The sequence below is a fragment of the Amycolatopsis sp. NPDC005961 genome (assembly GCF_040629235.1).
Lineage (GTDB): Bacteria > Actinomycetota > Actinomycetes > Mycobacteriales > Pseudonocardiaceae > Amycolatopsis > Amycolatopsis camponoti.
This window is the reverse complement of record NZ_JBEXVF010000022.1, coordinates 1-17,772: the sequence shown is the minus strand read 5'-3', so window position 1 is coordinate 17,772 and position 17,772 is coordinate 1. Positions and strand designations below refer to the sequence as shown.

Sequence of the window (17,772 nt, the reverse complement as noted above, 5' to 3'; positions counted from 1 at the left end):
AGTCCTGTAATGCCTTCACATGTTCTCGACGCCATAGGTCAACGCCGCTCATATGAGCGCGAGAAAGGGGCAAGGCATGCGTGCCGCCATCGTCGACCGGCCCGGTGAGATCAGGGTCGGCGAGGTGCCCGATCCGAAACCCGGGGAACGTCAGGTCGTCGTCAGGGTCGGAGCGTGCGGGATCTGCGGGACTGACCTGCACATCGCCGACGGGCACTTCCCGCCCACGCCGTATCCCATCGTCCCCGGGCACGAGTTCGCCGGGGAGATCGTCGAGCTCGGCGCGGACGTGCCGGGCGAGTGGAAGGTCGGCGACCGCGTCGCCGTCGATCCGTCGCTGTTCTGCGGCTACTGCGGCCCGTGCCGCGCCGGCCACGGCAACCTCTGCGCGAACTGGGGCGCCACCGGCGACACCGTCAACGGCGCCTTCGCGGAGTACGTCGCCGTCCCGTCGTCCACCTGCTACCGCATGCCCGACTCGATGACCTGGGAACAGGGCGCGCTGGTCGAGCCCGTCTCCTGCGCGGTGCACGGCGTGCGCCGCGTCGGCGTCGAAGCCGGAGAGCGCTTCCTCGTGGTCGGCGCCGGCACCATGGGCCTGATCATGCAGCAGCTGCTGCAGCGCTCCGGCGCCCAGGTCACGGTCGTCGACCGCAACGAAGCCCGCTTGCCACGGGCAAAGAGCCTCGGCGCCGTCGCCACCGCGAAGGACGTCAGCGACCTCAACGGCGAGAAGTTCGACGTCGCCGTGGACGCCACCGGGGCCGCGCCCGCCATCGAAGCCGCGTTCGACTCGATCCGGCGCGGTGGCCGGCTGCTCGTCTTCGGCGTCGCACCGGCGGAAGCCCGCGTCGCGCTGTCGCCGTTCCGCATCTACAACGACGAGATCACCATCGTCGGCTCGATGGCCGTGCTGCACAGCTTCGGCACCGCGCTCGACCTCGTCGCGTCCGGTGCGATCGACACCGACTCGCTGCTCACGGACCGGCTTCCGCTGGAGCAGTACCCCGAGGCGCTGGCCAAGATGCGCAGCGGCTCGGGCCTCAAGGTCCAGGTACTCCCGGGAGGCGGCCGTGCGTAAGCTCCTCACCCTCTTCGCCGCGACGTCCTTGCTGGTCACCGGCTGTGCCGGCGCCGGCTCGGTCGGCACCGGCGGCTCGACCCTCGTCATCGCGATCGTGTCCAACCCGCAGATGAAGGACGCGATCTCCCTCGCCCCGGAGTTCGAGAAGGCGACGGGGATCAATCTCAAGTTCGTCTCGCTGCCGGAAAACCAGGCCCGCGCCAAGATCACCGCGTCGACCGCCACCGAGGGCGGCGAGTTCGACGTCGTCATGATCAGCAACTACGAGGCCCCGCAGTGGGCGGCCAACGGCTGGCTCGAGAACCTCGAACCGCACATGGCGGCCACCCCGGGCTACGACGAAGGCGACTTCATCCCCAGCATCAAGCAGTCGCTGTCGTACCAGAACCAGATGTACGCGGTGCCGTTCTACGGCGAGTCGTCGTTCCTGGCCTACCGCAAGGACCTCTTCGACAAGGCCGGGATCACCATGCCGGCCAAGCCGACCTGGCAGCAGATCGCCGACTACGCCGCGAAGCTCGACGACAAGGCCAACGGCGTCGCGGGCATCTGCCTGCGCGGCAAGCCCGGCTGGGGCGAGAGCCTCGCGCCGTTCACGACCGTGGCCAACACCTTCGGCGCCCAGTGGTTCGACAAGGACTGGAACGCCAAGCTGACGTCGCCGGAGTTCAAGGAAGCCGCGAACTTCTACGTCAACCTGATCCGTGACCACGGCGAGGTCGGTGCCTCCAGCGCCGGGTTCTCCGAGTGCGGCACGCGCTACACGCAGGGCAACGCGGCGATGTGGTACGACGCGACGGTCATGGCGGGCACCAACGAGGACCCGTCGAGCAGCAAGATCGTCGGCAAGTCCGGGTACGCGCCGGCGCCGGTCGTCAAGACGCAGGCCAGCGGCTGGCTCTACACCTGGGCGCTCGGCATCCCGAAGGTCGCCAAGGACAAGGACGCGGCCTGGAAGTTCATGGCCTGGATGACCGACAAGGCGTACGTGCAGAAGGTCGGGGCGACCTACGGCTGGAACCGCGTCCCGCCGGGCGTGCGTCAGTCGACGTACGACATCCCCGACTACGCCAAGGCCGCGCAGGCCTACGCGAAGCCGACGCTCGACGGCATCGCGGACGCGAACCAGCAGAAGGCCATGGCGAACCCGGTGCCCTACCCCGGCATCCAGTTCGTCGGCATCCCCGAGTTCCAGGACCTGGGCACCCGGGTGAGCCAGCAGCTGTCGGCGGCGATCGCCGGCCGCGAGTCGGTCGACGACGCCCTGAAGCAGTCCCAGGACTACGCCCAGACGGTGGGCGACTCCTACAAGGCGGTGCAGTGATGTCCACGCTCTCCGTAGACACCCCCCAGTCCCAGACGCACGCGAAGGCCGAAGAGAAGAAAGGCCTGAGCACCGCGGCGAAGCGGCGGCTGCCGCTGCTGCCCGCGCTGATCTTCGTCATCGCGGTGACGCAGCTGCCGTTCCTGCTCACCGTGTTCTACTCGTTCCAGTCGTGGAACCTGGTCCGGCCGGGTTCGCGGCACTTCGTCGGCCTCGACAACTACATCGACGTCTTCAGTGACACGACGTTCCTGGTGGCGCTGCTCAACACGGTGGTGCTGACCGTGGTGTGCGTGCTCGTCGCGCTGCTGCTGGGCCTCGGCCTGGCGATCCTGCTCGACCGGAAGTTCTTCGGCCGCGGCGTCGTCCGGACGCTGCTGATCACGCCGTTCCTGATCCTGCCGGCGGCCGGTGCGCTGCTGTGGAAGACGACGGTGTTCGACCCGACCTACGGGCTGCTGCACTTCGTCTTCGGCACCGACGTCGACTGGCTTTCGGAGTTCCCGCTGGCCTCGGTGATGGCGCAGATCGTGTGGCAGTGGACGCCGTTCATGATGCTGCTGATCCTCGCGGGCCTGCAGAGCCAGTCCAAGGAGGTCCTGGAAGCGGCCTCCGTGGACGGCGCCAGCCGGTGGCGGACGTTCGCGTCGATCACGCTGCCGCACCTGTCCCGGTTCCTGCAGCTGGCGACGCTGCTGGGCGCGATCTACATCGTGAACAGCTTCGACGCGATCTTCCTGATGACCCAGGGCGGGCCGGGCACGGCCAGCACCAACCTGCCGTACTACATCTACCAGCGCGCGTTCGAAGGCTTCGACGTCGGCCAGTCGTCGGCGATGGGCGTGATCGTCGTGATCCTGACGATGATCGTCGCGACCTTCGCGCTGCGCCTGATGTTCCGGACCTTCTCGGTGGACGGAGGCATCAAGTGACCACCCTCGACACCCGCCCGGAAGCGGCCACCACCGCCCCTCCGGCGCGCAAGCCGAAGCGCAAGACCGGTCCCGGCGTGCTCACCGCCGTCACCTGGATCATCGCGATCCTGTTCGTCTTCCCGTTGCTGTGGATGATCCTCACGGCGTTCAAGCAGGAGGCCGACGCCTACACCGACCCGCCGAAGCTGTTCTTCAGCCCGACGTTCGACCAGATCGCGAACGTGCTGAAGGGCGGGTTCCTGCCCTACCTGTCGAACTCCGCGTTCGTGACGGTGCTTTCGACGCTGCTGGTGCTGCTGCTCGGCATCCCGGCCGCGTACGCGCTGTCGCTGGCGCCGGTGAAGAAGACGTCGAACGCGCTCGGCTTCTTCCTCTCGACGAAGATGCTGCCGATCGTGGCGGCGATCATCCCGCTGTACATCATCTCCCAGAACACCGAGCTGCTGGACACGGTGTGGGCGCTGGTCATCCTGTACACGTCGATGAACCTGCCGCTGGCGATCTGGATGATGCGGTCGTTCTTCCTCGAGGTGCCGCACGAGATGATCGAGGCCGGCCGCATCGACGGCGCCAACCTGCCGACGCTGCTGCGCAAGATCATCATGCCGGTGGTCGCGCCCGGGATCGCGGCGACCGCGCTGATCTGCGTCATCTTCTCCTGGACCGAGTTCTTCTACGCGGTCAACCTGACGGCGGCACGGGCCGGCACCGTGCCGGTGTTCCTCGTCGGGTTCATCACCAGTGAGGGCCTGTACTGGGCCCAGCTTTCCGCCGCCGCGCTGCTGGCCTCGCTGCCGGTGATGATCGTCGGCTGGATCGCGCAGAACCACCTCGTCCGCGGGCTGTCGATGGGAGCGGTGAAGTAGCCATGGCCGGAGTCAGTTACGAATCGGCGTCGCGGATCTACCCGGGCGCGCACGCGGTGCGGGCCGTCGACCAGCTCGACCTCGCGGTGCCGGACGGTGAGTTCCTCGTCCTGGTCGGGCCGTCGGGCTCGGGCAAGTCGACGGCGTTGCGGATGCTCGCCGGGCTCGAGGACATCGACGAGGGCGCCATCCACATCGGCGACCGCGACGTCACGCACCTGCCGCCGAAGGACCGGGACATCGCGATGGTGTTCCAGTCCTACGCGCTGTACCCGCACATGACGGTCGCCGACAACATGGGCTTCGCGCTGAAGCTGCGTGGACTGTCCAAAGCGGACATCGACGCGAAGGTGGCCGAGGCCGCGAAGATGCTCGACCTTTCGAAGTTCCTGGACCGCAAGCCGAAGGCGTTGTCCGGCGGGCAGCGGCAGCGCGTCGCGATGGGCCGGGCGATCGTGCGCGAGCCCAGCGTGTTCCTGATGGACGAGCCACTGTCCAACTTGGACGCGAAGCTGCGCGTGGAGACCCGCGCGAACATCGCGAAGCTGCAGCAGCGCCTGGGCACGACGACCATCTACGTCACGCACGACCAGGTCGAGGCGATGACGATGGGCGACCGGGTGGCGGTCCTCAAGGACGGCGTGCTGCAGCAGTGCGCGTCGCCGCGGGAGCTGTACGAGAACCCGAAGAACTCGTTCGTGGCGGGCTTCATCGGGTCGCCGGCGATGAACCTGGCGACCCTGCCGCTGACCGAAGGCGGCGTCAAGCTGGGCGACGTCACCCTGCCGCTGCCCCGGTCGGTGCTGGCGGCCGCGGGCGACCTGCGCGAGGTGGTCTTCGGCGTGCGTCCGGAGTCGCTGGAGCTGGTGTCGGAGGGCGGCTTCGAGCTGGTGGTGGAGCTGGTCGAGGAACTGGGCGCGGACGCGTACCTGCACGGCAAGGTGGGCGACGACCGGTTCGTCGTCCGGGTCGACGGCCGCACGCCGCCCCGGATGGGCGACAACGTCCGGGTGGGCCTGCGCGGCGAAGGCGAGACCCACGCCTTCCACCCGGAGACGACGCTCCGCCTCTCCTGAAGAACAGGCCACGGCCACCTCGCGGGAAACCCCTTGCCCGCGAGGTGGCCGTTCCCTCACTCCTGCAGGGAGAGGGCCTGGCTGGGGCAGACGTGCACCGCTTCGCGGGCCTTCTCGACCAGTTCGCCCTCGGGCGCCTCGTTCAGGACGATGACCGTGCCGTCGTCCTCACTCTGGTCGAAGAGCTCGGGCTCGGTCAGCACGCACTGCCCGGCGCCGACGCACTTGCCGGTGTCCGCGATGATCTTCATGGTTCTTCTCTCTGCCTGTGGTGGGATACGCAGCTCTTCGATCTCTACCAGGTCACCGGCAGCCGGTACAGGCCGTAGATGTTCGCGTCGTCCTTGAACGGCAGGTCGTCGACGTCCGCGCCCAGCGCCAGCGTCGGGATGCGCCGGAAGAGCGTGTCGAAGACGATCTGCAGCTCCATCCGGGCCAGGTTCTGGCCGAGGCACTGGTGCGGGCCGAAGCCGAACGCGACGTGGTGCCGCGCGCCGCGCTCGATGTCGAGCTCGTCGGCGTTCTCGAACGCCCGCGGGTCGCGGTTCGCCGCGTAGCCCAGCGCCAGCACGCCTTCCCCGGCCTTGATGAGCTGTCCGCCGACCTCGACGTCCTCGACGCACAGGCGCGCCGTCGCCGCGTCGACGATCGTCCAGTAGCGCAGCATCTCCTCGACCGCGTCGAGCGTCTTGCCCGGGTCGGCCTTGATCGCCGCGAGCTGCTCCGGGTTCTGCAGGAACGCCACGGTGGACAGCGAGATCATGTTCGCCGTCGTCTCGTGCCCGGCCACCAGCAGCAGGAACCCGGTCGCGGCCAGCGACGCCCGCCGGTAGGTACCGTCCTCGCGGAGCTTGACGATCTGCCGCCCGAGCAGGTCGTCCGACGGGTTCTCCTCTTTCTTCGCGATGAGGTCTTCCATGTAGCCGCGGATGGTGTCGAAGGCCGCCCGTCGCTCCTTCGGCGGCGTCGCGCGCTTGATCAGCTTGGCGGTGTGCTCCTGGAAGAAGCCGTGGTCGGCGTAGGGCACGCCGAGCATCTCGCAGATCACCAGCGACGGCACCGGCAGCGACAGCGCCTCGACCAGGTCACCCGGCTTCGGCCCGGCCAGCAGCGCGTCGATCTGCCCGTCCACGATCTCCTGGATCCGCGGCCGCAGCGCCTCCATCCGGCGCACGGTGAACTCGCCGAGCACGGCCTTGCGGGCCGGCCCGTGCTCCGGCGCGTCCATGGTGATCATGGTGCGCTCGTCGCCCTTCCGCCGGAACCCGCCCTTGACCAGCTGCGGGAAGTCGGGGTGCTGACGGTCGGCGCTGAAGCGGCGGTCGTTCAGGACCGTCCGGACGTCTTCGTGCCGGGTGACGACCCAGGCCCAGCCGCCGTCGGGCAGTCCCACCTTCGAAACCGGATCCTCTTCGCGGATCTCCTCGTACGCCGGCGGCGGCGCGAACGGGCACGTGCGGGTCATCGGGAACTCGTGCTTCTCGACGGTGGTCATGGCGTCCCCCTCACCAGGTCACGGGCAGGCAGTAGAGGCCGAAGATCTGCGCGTCGTGCTTGAACGGCAGCTGGTCGACCGGCGCGGCCAGCTTCAGCTCCGGAATGCGGCGGAAGAGCGTGTCGAAGACGATCTGCAGCTCCATCCGGGCCAGGTTCTGGCCGAGACACTGGTGCGGCCCGAAGCCGAAGGCGACGTGGTGGCGCGCACCACGTTCGAGATCGAGCTTGTCGGCGTCTTCGAACGCGGTCTCGTCGCGGTTGCCGGAGTAGCTCAGGCCCAGGACACCCTCGCCCGCGCGGATCAGCTGACCGCCGATCTCGACGTCCTCGGTGGCGACGCGCGAGGTCGCGAACTCCGCGATCGTGAAGTACCGCAGCAGCTCCTCGACGGCGTCGAGCGTCTTGCCCGGGTCGTTCTTGATGATCTCGAGCTGGTCCGGGTTCTCCAGCAGCGCGACGGTGCCGAGCGAGATCATGTTCGCCGTCGTCTCGTGCCCGGCGAGGAGCAGCAGGAACGCCAGCGAGACCAGCGAGTCGTGGTCGACGTCGCCGTGCTCCTCGCGCTGCTTGAGGATCTGGCGGCCGAGCAGGTCGTCGGTCGGGTCGGCCTCCTTGGTGGCGACCAGCTTGTCGAGGTAGTCCTGCATCTCTTCGACGGCCTGGATGCGCGCCTCCTGCGTCACCTCGCGGTTCAGCAGGGTGGAGCTGCGCGACTGGAAGAAGTCGTGGTCGGCGTACGGGACGCCGAGCTGCTCGCAGATGACCAGCGACGGCACCGGCAGCGAGAGCGCCGAGACCAGGTCGGCGGGCTTCGGGCCGGCCAGGATCGCGTCGATGTGCTCGTCGACGATCTGCTGGATCCGCGGCTGCAGGGCTTTCATGCGCTTGACCGTGAACTCGCCGACGACCTCGCGGCGGGCGGCACCGTGCTCCGGCGGGTCCATGTTGATCAGCGATGCGGTGAACCGGCGGCGCTGCGGGCGCCCGCTCTTCGTCAGTATCGGGAAGCCCGGGTTGAACCGGTTGGAGCTGAACCGCGGATCGGTCAGCATCTCCCGGACTTCCTCCAGGCGGGTGATGGCCCAGGCGTCCGAGCCGTCGGGCAGGCCGACGCGCTGGACCGGGCCCGCTTCGCGGAGCTTTTCGTAGGCCGGCGGCGGCGCGAACGGGCAGCTCCGCTCCAGCGGGAACACCTCGCCCCGCGTGGCAGGTTCGGCAACTTCGGTCATGGGACCCCCTAAAACGGACGTAACGTATGCGGAGGATTACATTCCGGTTCTAGAACCCAAGGTACTCAAGTGGAGGGAAGTCGTCCACTAGCTAACGGGTGACTCACTCGAGTTCGAGTGTGTGGCCGCCTGACCATGCGAGAATCAGCCCGCGCGATCCAGCGAGAGGCGAACGGCATGACGGCAGACCCCGAGACGACCCTGCGGGCGGACGCGCGGCGCAACCGTGACCAGATCCTGGCCGCCGCGAAGACCATCTTCGCCGTTTCCGGTCCCGAGGTGCCGATGGAGGAGATCGCCCGCGCGGCCGGCGTCGGCGTCGGCACGCTGTACCGCCGGTTCCCGGACCGGGACGCGCTGGTCCGCGCGGTCGCGATGGACAACTTCGAGCGGGTGCTGATCGACGCGCGCACGATCGCCGCGGAGGAGACGTCGCCGTGGCGTGCGCTCGAGCGGCTGCTGCGGCAGTCGGTGGAGCTGCAGCTGAGCATCCAGCTGGCGATGGTGTCGCACCGGGCGCTGGTGATCCTCAAGGGCGACCCGGAGGTCCGGCGCCTGCGTGACGAGATCCTCGAGGTGGTCGACGACTTCGTCCGCGGCGCCCAGGCCGAGGGCAAGCTGCGCCCGGACGTCGGTGCCGGGGACATCGCCATCCTCTTCGCGACGCTGCTGCGGCAGGTGCGGGCGAAGGCGCCGGAGGTCGCCGAGATGGCGGCGCGGCGCTGCGTCGGGATCATGATCGACGGGCTCAGCGCGTTCCCGGGCACCGAGCTGCCGGGCCGCCCGATCACTTCGGCCGATCTGGAGCCCACGGACGACCACAGCTGATTCTTCGGTTTCCGTGTTAAGGTTCCGCCTCGTTCTGCCGAATTCTGGTTGCGGGCGGGAAAATGCGACGAACAATGCTGGCCGTGGTGTTGACGATTCCCTTCTTGGCGGTCGCCGGCTGCGGTGACGGCCCGGTCGGCGGCGCGGCGGCGCCCGCGGTGGTGGTCCCGCCTTCGACGACGGCCCCCAGCGTGCCGGCCACGTCGGCCACCCCGGTGTCGCCGACGCCGTCTTCCCCTGTGGTGGTACCGACTCCGACACCGCCGTCGACGACACCGGTGCGCGGCTGCCGCAGTCCCGAGTTCACGACGTCCGACGCCGACGGCGGCTGGTCGGACGGCGGTTACTACGTCCACAACAACATGTGGAATCAGGACGAAGCGGGCCCGGAAACGCTGCGCGCGTGCGCGTACGACAACTGGTACGTCGATTCCAGTCAGCCCGACTCGACGTCGGTGAAAACCTATCCGAATGTGCACAAGGACATCAACGAACAAAAAGGGAAACCGTTCAACGACTATTCGGTGATCAGGACGACGTTCGCGGGCCGCGGCCCGGGCGTGGGCATCTACGACGTGGCGTACGACCTGTGGCTGAACGGAGTCGGCGACGGCAAGGGCGTCAGCGAGCTGATGGTGTGGACGGAGAACCTGAAGCAGCAGCCGTCCGGCGACAAGCTGGCGACGTACACGGCGGGAGGGTCGACGTACGACGTCTGGGCGGACGACGACGGGTACGTGGCGTTCGTTTCACGGGCGACGCAGTACTCGGGCAGCTTGGACCTGAAGGCGATGATCGCCTGGGCGATCGGCAAGGGCCTGATCCCACCCAACCCGACGGTGAACCAGATCGGCTACGGGATCGAGTTCTGCTCGACGGGCGGAGGCAAGGCGAGGTTCACGCTGACCGACTTCTCGGTGACGATGAGCTAGCGCGCGTACCGCTGGATGGTCCGCTGGGACGGGCGGAACAGCGGCCAGCCGACCACGAGGTTGACCAGTGTCAAGCCGACGGCGAGCACGGGCAGCAGGAGAAACAGCGCGATCGGCGGCGTCACCGGGTGCACGTTGGTCGCGTGCGGGCCGCCGGTCCAGGTGATGTTCGCGGTGTAGCTCGTCAAGAAGAACAGCGCGGAGAGGATCGAGCCCACGGCACCGGCGACCAGGACGATCGCTCCGGTCGCCGCCGGGCGGGCGTCGAACAGGAAGCCCGTCCCGCCGGCGTGGCGGCCGAGCGAGACCCAGCCGCGGGCCATGGTCATGGTCACCCCGGAGACCGCCAGGAACAGCCCGAGGAAAACGCCGGCGCTGGTGGTGAGCATGGTCACCGGTCCGGTCGCGGTGGGGAGCACCGGACCGATCACCGGCATGCCGATACCGACCAGCAACGCGGCGGCCAAGGTGACGGCCCCGAGCACGGAGCCGAGGCGGCGGATCCGGTGGGCCAGCTTCGGCGGGACCCAGATCGGGCTGTTCACCTGCGCGGGCCCGATCATCCGGCCGTCCGCCAATCGCCCGGGTGCGACATGGTGCTCGTGTCGGTCTGCTGCCAGCCTTCGCCGAGGTCGTCGGCTTTGTCATGGATCGCCACCAGCTCGTTCTGGATGGTGTCCACCGTCGTGTCGATCACATTGATGATCGCGAATATCGCGGGGATGCCGGCCGCGATCTCCGCACTGAGGATGCCGAGCGCGGCAGGCAGCCCGACGACGGTTGCCGCACTGACGATGGCAGCCGCGGTCGCCCCGACCAGACCCCAGATGATCGAGTTGTAGGTCAGCCAGAACGTCTCGACGGCATTGGCGAGGTTGGTGAGCGAGTCACGCATCTGCCTGCCGAGTTCCTTGGCGGCATCGATCTTCTTGAGCTGTCCGGAAAGAGCGATCTGGTAGGTCTGGGCCGCGGGACCACTCCAGTACACCGTGGTTTTCAACGATGCCGGGTCCACCGCGCCGGCCGCCGTGTCGAGCCGCTGCGTGAACTTGTCCCCCCACTCGGCGGCGTAGGCCCGCAGCTTGTCGGGGTCGCCTTTGTCCCGCTCGAACTTCTCGTGGGCACGCATGAATTCGGCGACCTTGTCCCCGATGAAGGCGAGACCGTCCCGGATCGGCTTGACCACCTCGGCCAGAGCCTCCGGGATCCAATCCAGCGTCTCTCGGACTCGCCGGAACAGGTCCTCCACGAGCTGCCTGAACTTGTCGTACCCGGCGAGCGCTTGGTCGATCACGTCGTTGGTCATCGTTCTGGTTCCCCTCGCGCCGTCAGCGCCCGCCGGCCCGGCGCAGCTTCTGCTGGTGTTCCTCTTCGGAGACCCGGTACATCGCGGCGCCGCGATGAAGGCTGTCCGATATCCGGTGGAAGTTGAGAGCGCCCCGGCGAAGGGAGTCCTCGAGCTTCGCGAGGGTCTGCCCGTACTGGTAGTGGAAACCCCGGCCTGCCGCGAAGCTCATGACATCGGCCGGCGTCAGGCCGAGTGGCGCGACCACTGCCCCCGCCTCGCCCAGGCCGCCGGCCGCTTCGTCCCAGGCAGCCGCGTCCGACTGCAAGGCCTCCAAAGCCACTTCGATGTCACTCATCGGTCTTCGGCTCCTTCCTTCGATGCCGGCGAACCGTGGACCTGGACGCGACGGATCAACCGGTCGGGATCGTGGACCAGGCTCAGGAGTTCGGCCGTGGCCTTGCCGACGTGGCGGCCCGGGGCGTCCGGCACCGAATCGCGGTGGAGCGACTTCAGCACCTCGGTCAGCTCGGCCTCGATCTCGGCGTTCCTCGCTATCGAGGCCCAGGTCGGATCGATGTCCAGGCTGACGTAGCGTCCGCTTTGGGCGGTCCCCGAGACGTGTCCGCCGGAACTCGTCGCGGCGACCGGGCGATCGGCGACGGCCAGGCGAGCCGAGATCTCGTCGACTTCGGCCATGACGGCATCGCCGAGCCGGAGAACGTCATGGGCAGTGAGGGGAGCTTCGTCCGCAGCCGACCGGAGTGGTGAGGGCGGGTTCTCCTGAACGTCCCGGGTCTGCCGCAGCATGGCATCGATGGTTGCCGCGTTGGCGGCGGTCAGCACGCTCGTGTCCAGTGCGCGGGGGTCTACCTTGCTCTTCCAGTCCACGGCGAGCTTGACGTGCAAGATCGCGGCCTCGTCGGAGACGACGACCGTCACGACCCGATCCGGGTCGCGGCCCGTTGGCCCACCCGGCTCCGGTTCGTCTTCCTGCGGTTTTACTAGGGTTTCGCCGTCGTCCCAGAGGTCGATTTCCGCCTCGAACGCCCATTCTTCTTCGTCCGGCACTGGCATCCTCCCCGATGCGTCACGCTCCGTACCTGGCACTGACTGTACTAGTGATCGGCGTGAGCGAGAACGCGACGGAGGCCACCACCCGAACCCGGGCAGTGGCCTCCGCTCGTGAACTCAGACGCCCAGCGGGTGCCAGACCGTCTTCGCCTCCAGGTACCTCCGCAGGCGGGTCAAGTCCGGTGCCTCCGTCCAGTCCGGCTCTGCCGAGGGCACCGTCAGTACCCGCTTCACCGTGTTCGCCGCTTCGCGCGCCAACCCCACGCGATCCTCCGGAGACGCTCCCGTCGGGTCCAGCGCGTTCACGTCACCGTGCGACGCCAGCCACGGGCCCAGCTCCGATGCCCGCCCCGTCAGGATGTTCGCCACTCCGCCCGGTACGTCCGATGTCGCCAGGACCTCCGACAGCGTGATCGCCGGCAACGGCCTCTCCGCGCTCGACACCACCACCGCCGTCGAGCCCGTCGCCAGGACCGGGGCCAGGACCTCGACCAGGCCCAGCAGGGACGACCCCTGCGGCGCGAGGATGCCCACCACGCCCGTCGGCTCCGGGACCGTGAACGAGAAGTACGGCCCCGCCACCGGGTTGGCCGAGCCCAGGACCGACGCGATCTTGTCCGTCCAGCCCGCGTACCAGACCCAGCGGTCGATCGCCGCGTCCACAATGGACTCGGCCTTCTTCGGCGCAAGTCCCTCCGAGGCCGAAACCTCCGCGATGAACTGGTCGCGGCGGCCCTCCAGCACCTCGGCCACCCGGTACAGCACCTGGCCGCGGTTGTACGCCGTCGCCGCGGCCCAGCCTCCGAACGCCTTGCGGGCCGCCACCACCGCGTCGCGGACGTCCTTGCGGGACGCGTGCGCCGCGTTCGCCAGGAACTTGCCCTTCGCGTCCGTCACCGGGTACACCCGGCCGGACTCCGAACGCGGGAACTTGCCGCCCACGTAAAGCTTGTACGTCTTCGCGACGGAAATCCGATCAGACATTCAGGTACGCCTCCAGCCCGGTGCGGCCGCCTTCGCGCCCGAAGCCGGATTCCTGGTAGCCGCCGAAGGGGGCGGTGGGGTCGAAGCGGTTGAAGGTGTTGGCCCAGACCACGCCCGCGCGCAGCTGGTTCGCCATCCACAGGATCCGGGAGCCCTTTTCGGTCCAGATTCCGGCCGAAAGCCCGTACGGCGTGTTGTTCGCCTTCGCGACGGCCTCGTCCGGTGTGCGGAACGTCAGCACCGACAGCACCGGCCCGAAGATCTCCTCGCGCGCGATCCGCATCGACTGGTGGACGTTCGCGAACACCGTGGGGGCGAAGAAGAACCCGCGGTCCGGCATCGGGCACGGGCTGGTCCAGCGCTGCGCGCCTTCGGCGTCACCGGACTCGACGAGCCCGCGGATCTTCGCCAGCTGCTCGGCCGAGTTGATCGCGCCGACGTCGGTGTTCTTGTCCAGTGGGTCGCCGACGCGCAGCGTCGAGACGCGGTAGCGCAGCTTCTCCAGCACCTCTTCGGCGATGGATTCCTGCACCAGCAGCCGCGAGCCCGCGCAGCAGACGTGGCCCTGGTTGAAGAAGATGCCGTTGACGATGCCTTCGATGGCCTGGTCGAGCGGCGCGTCCTCGAACACGATGTTCGCGGCCTTGCCGCCCAGCTCCAGCGTCAGCTTCTTCGGCGTGCCCGCGACCTCGCGCTGGATCGCCTTGCCGACCTCGGTCGAACCGGTGAAGGCGATCTTGTCGATGCCCGGGTGCTCCACGATGGACGCACCGATGTCGCCCGCGCCCGGCAGGATGTTGACGACGCCCGGTGGCAGCTCCGCCTGTCGGCAGATGTCGGCGAACACCAGCGCGGTCAACGGCGTCGTCTCGGCCGGCTTGAGGACCACCGTGTTGCCGGTGGCCAGTGCCGGCGCGATCTTCCAGGCCAGCATCAGCAGCGGGAAGTTCCACGGGATGATCTGGCCCGCGACGCCCAGCGGCTTCGGGTTCGGTCCGTAGCCCGCGTAGTCCAGCTTGTCGGCCCAGCCGGCGTGGTAGAAGAAGTGCGCCGCGGCCGTCGGGATGTCGGAGTCGCGCGACTCCTTGATCGGCTTGCCGTTGTCGAGGCTCTCCAGCACCGCCAGCTCGCGCGAGCGCTCCTGGATCAGCCGCGCGATGCGGAACAGGTACTTGGCGCGCTCGGTGCCCGGCATCCTGGACCAGGTCGAAAAAGCCTTGCGCGCCGCCTTGACCGCGGTGTCCACATCGGACTTCGACGCGGTGCCGACCTCGGCCAGCACCTCTTCGGTGGCCGGGTTGATCGTCTTGAGCGGCTCACCCGAGCCGTCGACGAACTCGCCGTTGATGAACGGCTTGTAGCGGTCCTTCAGGTTCGCGATGGCGCGCGACTCCGGCGCCGGTGCGTACTCGAAAACAGGCATCAGTCCACCGTCACGTAGTCGGGGCCGCTGTAGTGGCCGTCCACCTGGGTGCGGCGCTGCAGCAGCAGGTCGTTGAGCAGGCTGGACGCGCCGAAGCGGAACAGGTCCGGGACCAGCCACTGCTCGCCGGCGACCTCGTGCACGGCGACGAGGTACTTGATCGCGTCCTTCGTGGTCCGGATGCCGCCGGCGGGCTTGACGCCGCGCAGCTGGCCCGTCTGCGCGTGCCAGTCGTGGACGGCCTGCAGCATGATGTGGGTGACCGGCAGCGTCGCGGCGGGGGAGACCTTGCCGGTGGAGGTCTTGATGAAGTCGCCGCCCGCCAGCAGCGCCAGCCACGACGCGCGCCGCACGTTGTCGTAGGTCGCCAGCTCGCCGGTCTCGAGGATGACCTTGAGGTGGGCGTCGCCGCAGGCGGCCTTGATCGCCTGGATCTCTTCGAAGACGTCCATGTAGCGGCCTTCGAGGAAGGCGCCGCGGTCGATCACCATGTCGACTTCGTGTGCGCCGGCGTCGACGGCGATCTTGGTGTCGGCCAGCTTGATCTCCCGGCTCGTGCGGCCCGCGGGGAAGCCGGTCGCGACGGACGCGACGTGGACGCCGCTGCCCTTCAGCGCCTCGACGGCGGTGGCGACCATGTCCGGGTACACGCAGACGGCGGCGACGCGCGGGGTGTCCTGGCGTTCGGGATCGGGACGGACGGCCTTCGCGGCGAGCGCCCGGACCTTGCCGTGGGTGTCGGCGCCCTCCAGCGTGGTCAGGTCGACCATGGAGATGGCGGTGTCGATGGCCCACCGCTTGGCGTCCTTCTTGATGCTGCGCGTGCCGAGGCCCGCCGCGCGCTGCTCGACGCCGACCTGGTCGACACCGGGCAGCCCGAGCAGGAAGCGGCGCAGGCTCGCGTCATCGCGAGCCGCGTCCACCAGCGGTGCCGGGGTGGCCGGCGCCGCTGACGTGCTGGTCGTGGCTGTCATGCGCCTGAGTCTAGGCGGCGGGTTACCGTCTAGTTGCGCGAACTAGCGCTAGCCTCCGTTAGGCTAGTTGCGGACTGATTGCGATCTGGCGGTGATGATCGGGGGTGGGAGCATGACCGCTCTACCCGACTGGATGTTACTGTCGGCATCCGGATTGAGTGCAGACGATTACGAAGCGTTGCCGGAAGAGGTCTGCCGCCGCATCGAAATCGTTGATGGAGCCATCGTCGTGAACCCGGCTCCTCGCCGTTCGCACCAGATCTTCGCCCGTCGGCTCGCGAACACGCTCGAGGCGGCGTGCGGTCCGGGTCTCGAAGTCTCCACCGATGTCGACCTGCGGCTGCGAGACGTACCCCTGCTGAACCGGCGGCCGGACATCGTCGTCTACGACTCGTCGCTGCCCGACGAATTCGTGTTGAGAGCTGAGCACTGCGTGCTCGTGGTGGAACTCATGTCACCCGGTTCGGTGACGGCCGACCGGATCGACAAGCCGGGCGAATACGCGGCCGGCGGCATCCAGCACTTCTGGCGGATCGAAAACACCGACGACCTGGAGAAGGTCCGGGTCTTCCGGTATGTGCTCGACCCGGTCACCAAGGTCTACACCTCAGTCGCCGTGGAGGACGGGCCGTTCACCGTGACCGACCCTTTCACGGTGAACATCGACCTCGCCGGGCTGCTCTAAGCCCCTTCGATCTGCGGCGGTTCCGACCGCTTCGCCGGCTTCCGGTAGACGACGACCCCGCCCCAGAAGCCCAGCCCGTTGATCTTCACCGTCGGGGCCGTCGGGGGTGCGGGTGGCGCTCCCGACTTGTCCTCCAGCACGAACCCGCCCATGAAGCCGATGCCCGTCACGTCCACGTTGATGTCGTCCGGGACCGTGATCGTGATGCCGCCCATGATCGCGACCGCCGTGATCGTGCACTGCCGGTCCGCGAAACGGGCCTGGCGGAGGTCGATTTCCGCGCCGCCCCAGAAGGCGAAGCTCGTGTGCTGCGGGGGCAGGACCCAGCTGCCCTTGCGGACCGCGCCGGACATCACGCCGATCGACACCGGGCTGCCCGGGTGGCCGCCGATGCGCTGGTCCGGGAAGCCCAGGGCCCGCGTGGTCGCCGGCTCGATCGCCCCCGACGTCGACGGCAGGTCCTCTGTCACGGGTTTGAGCTCGCCGACCGTCTTCGCCGCGTACACCGTCGAAAGGCGTTCTTCCAGCTCGTTGACCGTGATCCGCCCTTCCGAGAGGGCGTTGTGCAGCACCTGGGCGACGCGTTCGCGGTCCGCGTCGGAAGCCCGCATCTGGTCGGGCGTCAGTTCGCTCACCCGGCGGAGCTTAGCGGCGAAAACCACCCACCGTGTCCACCTTCAGGAGGACACTGACCCCTATGGTCGAGTTTCCGGACGGCACCCGCGTCAGGGGGCGAGGTCTCGCCCGCCCGCGACCCGACGAACCCGAGCCGGACTTCGGGCTCTACCTGGGCACCAGCCGACTGCGGCGCAAGCACGGCGGGGGCATCACCTGGCCGCACGAATGGGTGACCTGGCCCGACTTCCTGCTGCCGACGAACCCCCAAGACGCCCGCGAAAAGATCAAGGCCCTGCACGAACGAGCCAAGGTCGAAACCGCCGAAGTCGCCTGCTACGGCGGCGCCGGGCGGACCGGCACGGTGATGGCCTGCCTCGCGATCCTCTCCGGCGTCCCGGCCGGCGAAGCCGTCGCCTGGACCAGAACGCACTACCACGAACGCGCCGTCGAAACGCCCTGGCAGCGCGGCTGGGTGAAGAGCTTCGCGAAACGACTAGATTGACCCGCATGGATGTGCACGTCGTCGATCACCCCCTCGCGAAGGCCCGCCTCTCCACGATGCGCGACGCGCGCACCGACAGCGCCGCGTTCCGGGCCGCGCTGCACGAGCTGACCGTCATGCTGGTCTACGAAGCCACGCGCGACGTGCCGGTCAAGACCGAGCGGATCCACACGCCGGTCGCGCGCACCGAGGGCTACAAGCTGGCCAAGCCGCCACTGCTCGTCCCGGTGCTGCGGGCCGGCCTCGGCATGGCCGACCAGGCGCACAAGCTGATCCCGGACGCGCAGATGGGCTTCGTCGGCCTCGCGCGCGACGAGGAAACCCTCAAGCCGACGCCGTACCTCGAATCGCTGCCCGAGTCGCTCGCCGACCGGCCGGTCATGGTGCTCGACCCGATGCTCGCCACCGGCGGCTCGATGGAGTACACGATCCGGCTGCTCACCGATCGGGGCGCCG

General features: G+C 68.5%; 21 protein-coding genes. 10 read left to right on the top strand and 11 right to left on the bottom strand.

The genetic code is table 11. The features are described from left to right. Positions 1 to 76 precede the first annotated feature (76 nt). From ABZ342_RS21125 to ugpC, 5 genes are all read left to right on the top strand, one after another. Positions 77 to 1,081 (top strand): zinc-dependent alcohol dehydrogenase family protein, encoded by a 1,005-nt coding sequence (locus ABZ342_RS21125; RefSeq protein ID WP_360475489.1) that lies wholly within the window; start codon positions 77 to 79, stop codon positions 1,079 to 1,081. Further along, entirely contained in the window at positions 1,074 to 2,408 is a 1,335-nt protein-coding gene (locus tag ABZ342_RS21120) for a sugar ABC transporter substrate-binding protein (RefSeq protein WP_360475486.1), read from the top strand. The genes ABZ342_RS21125 and ABZ342_RS21120 overlap by 8 nt, the downstream gene beginning before the upstream one ends. Beyond that, positions 2,408 to 3,340 carry a sugar ABC transporter permease gene (locus ABZ342_RS21115; RefSeq protein ID WP_155549025.1) on the top strand — a complete coding sequence of 311 codons (933 nt, stop codon included), beginning with the start codon at positions 2,408 to 2,410 and terminating at the stop codon, positions 3,338 to 3,340. Before ABZ342_RS21120 ends, ABZ342_RS21115 begins: the two co-directional genes overlap by 1 nt. Before the next feature lie 77 nt (positions 3,341 to 3,417). Next, entirely contained in the window at positions 3,418 to 4,209 is a 792-nt protein-coding gene (locus ABZ342_RS21110) for a carbohydrate ABC transporter permease (RefSeq protein ID WP_155549486.1), read from the top strand. 2 nt (positions 4,210 to 4,211) lie between these two features. Then, positions 4,212 to 5,285 carry a sn-glycerol-3-phosphate ABC transporter ATP-binding protein UgpC gene (gene ugpC, locus ABZ342_RS21105; RefSeq protein ID WP_360475483.1) on the top strand — a complete coding sequence of 358 codons (1,074 nt, stop codon included), beginning with the start codon at positions 4,212 to 4,214 and terminating at the stop codon, positions 5,283 to 5,285. A gap of 56 nt (positions 5,286 to 5,341) precedes the next feature. Here ugpC and ABZ342_RS21100 read toward each other — a convergent pair whose 3' ends face one another. Genes ABZ342_RS21100 through ABZ342_RS21090 form a run of 3 tightly spaced genes read right to left on the bottom strand, consistent with a single transcriptional unit; the run spans position 5,342 to position 8,011 of the window. Next, positions 5,342 to 5,536, bottom strand: coding sequence for a ferredoxin (locus ABZ342_RS21100; RefSeq protein WP_360475480.1), 195 nt, complete (start codon positions 5,534 to 5,536; stop codon positions 5,342 to 5,344). Between the two features lie 44 nt (positions 5,537 to 5,580). Continuing rightward, a complete protein-coding gene (locus tag ABZ342_RS21095) occupies positions 5,581 to 6,780 on the bottom strand; it encodes a cytochrome P450 (RefSeq protein ID WP_360475477.1) in 1,200 nt (399 codons plus the stop codon). A gap of 10 nt (positions 6,781 to 6,790) precedes the next feature. Beyond that, positions 6,791 to 8,011 (bottom strand): cytochrome P450, encoded by a 1,221-nt coding sequence (locus ABZ342_RS21090; RefSeq protein WP_360475474.1) that lies wholly within the window; start codon positions 8,009 to 8,011, stop codon positions 6,791 to 6,793. Between the two features lie 177 nt (positions 8,012 to 8,188). On the opposite strand from ABZ342_RS21090, the gene ABZ342_RS21085 reads away from it, so the two are divergent. Both ABZ342_RS21085 and ABZ342_RS21080 read left to right on the top strand, forming a co-directional pair. After that, positions 8,189 to 8,839: a helix-turn-helix domain-containing protein gene (locus tag ABZ342_RS21085; RefSeq protein WP_360475471.1), complete on the top strand. Its 651-nt coding sequence runs from the start codon at positions 8,189 to 8,191 to the stop codon at positions 8,837 to 8,839. Positions 8,840 to 8,925: 86 nt separating this feature from the next. Continuing rightward, entirely contained in the window at positions 8,926 to 9,771 is an 846-nt protein-coding gene (locus tag ABZ342_RS21080) for a hypothetical protein (protein ID WP_360475468.1), read from the top strand. On the opposite strand, the gene ABZ342_RS21075 is transcribed toward ABZ342_RS21080, so the two are convergent. From ABZ342_RS21075 to deoC, 7 genes are all read right to left on the bottom strand, one after another. Beyond that, on the bottom strand, positions 9,768 to 10,334 hold the full coding sequence (locus ABZ342_RS21075; protein WP_360475465.1) for a hypothetical protein: 567 nt from the start codon (positions 10,332 to 10,334) through the stop codon (positions 9,768 to 9,770). The genes ABZ342_RS21080 and ABZ342_RS21075 overlap by 4 nt on opposite strands. Then, on the bottom strand, positions 10,331 to 11,077 hold the full coding sequence (locus ABZ342_RS21070) for a hypothetical protein (RefSeq protein ID WP_360475462.1): 747 nt from the start codon (positions 11,075 to 11,077) through the stop codon (positions 10,331 to 10,333). The genes ABZ342_RS21075 and ABZ342_RS21070 overlap by 4 nt, the downstream gene beginning before the upstream one ends. Before the next feature lie 22 nt (positions 11,078 to 11,099). Continuing rightward, positions 11,100 to 11,414 (bottom strand): hypothetical protein, encoded by a 315-nt coding sequence (locus ABZ342_RS21065; protein WP_360475459.1) that lies wholly within the window; start codon positions 11,412 to 11,414, stop codon positions 11,100 to 11,102. Then, positions 11,411 to 12,127, bottom strand: a complete 717-nt coding sequence (locus tag ABZ342_RS21060) for a hypothetical protein (RefSeq protein WP_360475456.1) — start codon at positions 12,125 to 12,127, stop codon at positions 11,411 to 11,413. The genes ABZ342_RS21065 and ABZ342_RS21060 overlap by 4 nt, the downstream gene beginning before the upstream one ends. Before the next feature lie 120 nt (positions 12,128 to 12,247). Continuing rightward, on the bottom strand, positions 12,248 to 13,114 hold the full coding sequence (locus ABZ342_RS21055; RefSeq protein ID WP_155549033.1) for an aldehyde dehydrogenase family protein: 867 nt from the start codon (positions 13,112 to 13,114) through the stop codon (positions 12,248 to 12,250). Beyond that, the gene (locus tag ABZ342_RS21050) at positions 13,107 to 14,537 is read right to left on the bottom strand and encodes an aldehyde dehydrogenase family protein (protein WP_360475453.1); all 1,431 of its coding nucleotides are present in this window, start codon (positions 14,535 to 14,537) and stop codon (positions 13,107 to 13,109) included. The genes ABZ342_RS21055 and ABZ342_RS21050 overlap by 8 nt, the downstream gene beginning before the upstream one ends. Beyond that, on the bottom strand, positions 14,537 to 15,511 hold the full coding sequence (gene deoC, locus ABZ342_RS21045; RefSeq protein ID WP_360475450.1) for a deoxyribose-phosphate aldolase: 975 nt from the start codon (positions 15,509 to 15,511) through the stop codon (positions 14,537 to 14,539). The genes ABZ342_RS21050 and deoC overlap by 1 nt, the downstream gene beginning before the upstream one ends. A gap of 112 nt (positions 15,512 to 15,623) precedes the next feature. Here deoC and ABZ342_RS21040 point away from each other — a divergent pair, with 112 nt between their 5' ends. Next, positions 15,624 to 16,196, top strand: coding sequence for a Uma2 family endonuclease (locus ABZ342_RS21040; protein WP_360475447.1), 573 nt, complete (start codon positions 15,624 to 15,626; stop codon positions 16,194 to 16,196). Here the strand turns inward: ABZ342_RS21040 and ABZ342_RS21035 are convergent. Next, positions 16,193 to 16,807 carry a DUF1707 domain-containing protein gene (locus tag ABZ342_RS21035; RefSeq protein ID WP_360475757.1) on the bottom strand — a complete coding sequence of 205 codons (615 nt, stop codon included), beginning with the start codon at positions 16,805 to 16,807 and terminating at the stop codon, positions 16,193 to 16,195. The genes ABZ342_RS21040 and ABZ342_RS21035 overlap by 4 nt on opposite strands. 86 nt (positions 16,808 to 16,893) lie before the next feature. Between ABZ342_RS21035 and ABZ342_RS21030 the strand changes: the two genes are divergently transcribed. Both ABZ342_RS21030 and upp read left to right on the top strand, forming a co-directional pair. After that, positions 16,894 to 17,316, top strand: a complete 423-nt coding sequence (locus ABZ342_RS21030; protein WP_360475444.1) for a protein-tyrosine phosphatase family protein — start codon at positions 16,894 to 16,896, stop codon at positions 17,314 to 17,316. 5 nt (positions 17,317 to 17,321) lie between these two features. Next, positions 17,322 to 17,772, top strand: a 451-nt coding sequence (gene upp, locus ABZ342_RS21025; RefSeq protein WP_360475441.1) for a uracil phosphoribosyltransferase, incomplete at its 3' end; no start/stop codon positions are given.